Raw genomic sequence first — 918 nt, 5'->3', positions numbered from 1 at the left:
GATATCGATAGCTCCAGGCCGCCTCTACAAGAATACGTCGCGCCCGCCCATTACCGGCTTTGGTGATGCCGCCTCGCTTGACTTGGTCGCCAGTCGAGTTTTCTGTGGGCACCAGACCCAGATAGCCCATCAGCTCGCGCGGATTTTGAAAGCGGGATAGATCACCGATCTCAGCCAGCACCCCCACAGCCGCAATGAGATCAATCCCGCGCACCGCCTGCAGGGCCGACACAACCTCGGCGAGCGACCACTCGGGTACTACCTCGCGGATGGCATCTTCCAAACGCTCCAGCCGCTCACTTTCCTGGCGTACCCCCTCAAGTAACTCTTCGAATGCGATGCGCTGCTCGCGATGCTCGAGCTTCTGCGACATGAGCCATCTCATGTGGGCTGGTCCCCACGTTGTCTTGCCCGGATAGATGCGTCCCAGCCGCAGCATCAATGACGAGATCTGTTGACGCTTGCCCTGGAGGTCCTTCTTCACTGCTTGACGGGCGCGCGAGAGATCGCGCATAGCCTCATGGCGCTCGTCCGGCACCCACACCGCCGTGAGCTCGTCCGCGCGCAACAGCTTGGCGAGGCTTACCGCATCGCGCCGGTTCGTCTTCACTCGATCGCCGGCCTTCTTCGGAACGAGCGAGGGGGCCACCACCAGGCAGTCATGGCCGAGGCTCTTGAGCAGTCTGTAGAGACCGTATCCTGTTGGCCCTGCTTCGTAGCAAAACGTCAACTGACAGCATTTCGCTGCAAGCTTTGCCACCAGCTTTCGGATCGCTGCCTCCGTGGCAGGAAACTCCCCGAGATATCGTACCTCGCCGCCACGGCCGCCATCGGCAATGGCTATAGCATTGCGCGATTTTGACGTATCGATTCCGACAAAGACCTCGGTATGATGACCCACGACTCGCCCTCCTTGTT

General features: G+C 60.3%; 1 protein-coding gene. It reads right to left on the bottom strand.

The window, feature by feature from the left end; all coding sequences use genetic code 11:
• Positions 1–901, bottom strand: a 901-nt coding sequence (locus tag AC0L23_RS39960) for an IS110 family RNA-guided transposase (protein ID WP_473358421.1), incomplete at its 3' end; no start/stop codon positions are given.
• Positions 902–918: the final 17 nt, after the last annotated feature.

It is taken from the genome of Bradyrhizobium sp. MI1.4 (genome assembly GCF_055811315.1).
This window is presented reverse-complemented; position numbering and strand designations above follow the sequence as displayed.